The following is a 3,138-nucleotide window of genomic DNA, read 5'->3' on the forward strand; positions in this document are numbered from 1 at the left end:
GTCTCAGTCGGACCGTTCGGACGCTCATGCGCCCTGCGAGCCCGCCCGTGTCAGCCCATGGAAAAGAACTGGCCTGATCCGACCGGCAGTTGAGGGCCCCGCGATGGCCGGACCGGGAAACCGCGAACGGTCCCCGGAGCCCGTCCGACTCGGCAGGGCTGCACCAAAGGGGGTTACTCGACCGGAGCGAGCGGCTTCATGTCGGTCCAGGAGCGCTCGACGTAGTCGAGGCAGTTCTGCCGGGTGTCCTCACCGTGTACGACGGTCCAGCCGGCGGGCACCTCGATGAAGTTGGGCCACATCGAGTGCTGCCCAGCCTCGTTGCGGAGGACGACGTACTTTCCGTCTTCCTTCTCGAAGGGGTTCGACATCCGGGGCACCTCACAGTCGTATCGCGGCTATTGGATGGCGAGAGCGCTGACGAGCCCATTCAGGGCCGTGACTTGAAGGCAGGGGTTTTCGCGAGACGTGTCGCGGGAAGATGCGGAACGCGGCATCACTCGTCCCTCGATACTGCCGTGTCGAAATGGGTGGTTCGAGTAGGCAGAGAGAGGGTACGAGTTCACGCACCGATGCGATGGTCCGTGCGGGAAGGAGCCCTTCCCCACGACGGTGCGACTGAAGTCAGAAAGATTCCGACGTACAAAGACACAGCAAACACACTTCCCCCGTGCGATTCGTCACGTCCGCTGTCATTGGCCCGCAGCGATCACTTGACGCCACGACATACAAACACTTGGTCTGCAACCCGTCAACAGCCTTTCCGGCCCAAATGTCCCGTTTCATCCTCACAATGAAACGCAAAACTCCCTCACTGTGTGCGGTTTCGCGAACGTCGTGTGTCCTCAATGTCTCGACTGAATGAACGTGCTGACGAGACCGTCATCAGGGATCAGCCAGGCCCCGCATGCCACCTCGCGCTTAAGTGCCGCTTAAGAACGGCCGATTACTGTCGGTCATCCGGAGCATCGCACCCAGCACCGAGGAAGGCCTGGAGGCAGAGTTGGACGCGCGGGTTGCCAGCACATTCGTGGACCTCGTACAGCGACAGGCCGACGCCCACGGCGACCGGGATGCGTTCGCCTACATCCGGGACATGAGTGACGGCCGGATCACCGACACGCTCTCGTACCGCGAACTGGACACGCAGGCACGCGTCGTGGCCGGCTGGCTCACCAAGCAGGGCGGCGCCCCGGGTGACCGAGTACTGCTGTGCTTCCCGCCGGGCCTGGACTTCATCGTCGGCTTCTTCGGCTGTCTCTACGCGGGCATGCTCGCCGTGCCCGCGCCCATGCCCGAGGGGTTCAGCTCCGCGGAGGACCGGGTCGGCAAGATCGTCCGGGACGCCGGCATCACCCTCGCGCTCTCCGACGCGGACGGCGCCCCCAAGCTCGAACGGTGGATCGCCGACCGGCTCGGGACCACGCTGCCCTGCGGCCCGGTCCGCGCCATGGACTCCGCGCTCGCCGCGAGCCTGACCATCCCCGAGATCTCCCCGGACACGCTGGCCCTGCTGCAGTACACCTCCGGTTCGACCAGCGACCCCAAGGGGGTCATGATCACGCACCGGAACCTGCTGGCCAACATGCGGCTGATCAGCGCGTGCGCGGACGGCGGCCCGGACAGCCGCGCCTTCTGCTGGCTCCCGGTCATCCATGACATGGGGCTGATCGGACAGGTGCTGTGGATGCTCTTCCTCGGCGGTTGCACGGTGCTCACCTCACCCACCGAGTTCCTGCGGCGCCCCTATCGCTGGCTGCAACTCCTGGACGAGCTGAACGCCGACTTCAGCGTGGCCCCGAACTTCGCCTACGACCTGTGCGTGCGGACGGTCTCCGAGGACAAGGTCCCCGGCCTTGACCTGTCCCGCTGGCGGGTGACCTTCAACGGGGCCGAGCCGGTGCAGGCCCAGTCCCTGGCCAGGTTCCAGGAGAAGTTCGGCCCGGCCGGTTTCAAGCCCGAGACGTTCCTGCCCTGTTACGGCCTGGCCGAGGCGACCCTGCTGGTCACCGGGACGGCCGCCGACAGCAGGCCGGTGGTCACCACGGTCGACGCCGAAGCGCTGGCCCGGGGGGAGTTCGTCCCCGTGGAGCCCGGCGAGGGCCCGCGCGAACTCGTCGGCAGCGGCACGGTGGACCGGTCCCGGGTGCGGATCGTGGACACCGACACGTGCGGGACGCTGCCGGACGGCAGGGTCGGCGAGGTCTGGGTGCGCGGTGAGAGCGTGGCCCAGGGTTACTGGGGCCGGCCCGACCTGAACGCCGAGGTGTTCGACTTGAGCGTCGACGGCGAGACGGGCTTCTTCCGCACCGGGGACCTCGGCGTGATCCACGACGACGAGCTGTACATCACCGGCCGCCTCAAGGAAGTGCTGATCATCCGGGGGCGCAACCTCTATCCGCACGACCTCGAACGGACCGTCCGCTCGGTCGACCCACGGCTCGCCACCGGCGCCGGCGCGGTCCTCGCCCTGGACGCTCCCGAGGGCTCGGTCGTGGTGGTCCAGGAGATCAAACCCCGCGGAATCACCGAGGACGACTACCGCGCCCTGGCCCAGGACATCCAGCGGACCCTGGTGCGCGAGTTCAGCATTCCGCTGCCCAGCGTCGTGTTCGTCGGACCAGGCCGCGTGCGCAAGACCACCAGCGGCAAGATCCAGCGCTCTTTGATGAAGCAGCTCTTCGCGGATTCCGAGTTGAATTCGCTCCACGAGGAACTGACCGACGCCTTGCAGGCCCATGTGAAGAACGACTGACCAAACAGGAAAGACCGGTCGGCCGAGAGAACGGATCAGGTTGTGACAACGGTGCACCGTGACAGCTCGCCGGACGAGATCCGAGCGTGGCTCATCCAGCGGGTCGGATATTACCTCGACCTGCCGACGGACAAGATCGATCCGGACGTCGAGCTGGCGCAATACGGCCTCGACTCGGTGTACAGCATGAGCATCATCGCCGAGATCGAAGACCAACTCCAGGTAAAGATCGACGAAATGGCCGCCTGGAAGTACCCCACGATCAACGCTCTGATCGAGTACGCCGAGACCCTGCTCAGCGAACCGGTTCACTCCGCGCCGTAACGGCTATTCGCGCACGCGGGCGGGCACGGTGCCCATCGGTTTCTGGAACCTGTAGAAAT

Annotated in this window: 3 protein-coding genes; 2 read left to right on the top strand and 1 reads right to left on the bottom strand. The window is 65.8% G+C overall.

The window, feature by feature from the left end; all coding sequences use genetic code 11:
* Nucleotides 1-173: 173 nt before the first annotated feature.
* Entirely contained in the window at nt 174-371 is a 198-nt protein-coding gene (locus AB0927_RS40855) for an MbtH family protein (protein ID WP_085562824.1), read from the bottom strand.
* 659 nt (nt 372-1,030) lie between these two features.
* Here AB0927_RS40855 and AB0927_RS40860 point away from each other — a divergent pair.
* Together AB0927_RS40860 and AB0927_RS40865 are read left to right on the top strand one after the other, a co-directional pair.
* Complete coding sequence (locus AB0927_RS40860; RefSeq protein WP_366672947.1) at nt 1,031-2,755, top strand: fatty acyl-AMP ligase; 1,725 nt, start codon at nt 1,031-1,033, stop codon at nt 2,753-2,755.
* Between the two features lie 42 nt (nt 2,756-2,797).
* A complete protein-coding gene (locus AB0927_RS40865) occupies nt 2,798-3,079 on the top strand; it encodes an acyl carrier protein (protein ID WP_366672948.1) in 282 nt (93 codons plus the stop codon).
* Nucleotides 3,080-3,138: the final 59 nt, after the last annotated feature.

It is taken from the genome of Streptomyces sp. NPDC048106, from assembly GCF_040706415.1.
GTDB lineage: Bacteria > Actinomycetota > Actinomycetes > Streptomycetales > Streptomycetaceae > Streptomyces.

Bases quoted from the DNA above. Each gene is read 5' to 3' on its own strand.
- AB0927_RS40855 (WP_085562824.1), bottom strand. From the start codon at position 371: ATGTCGAACCCCTTCGAGAAGGAAGACGGAAAGTACGTCGTCCTCCGC.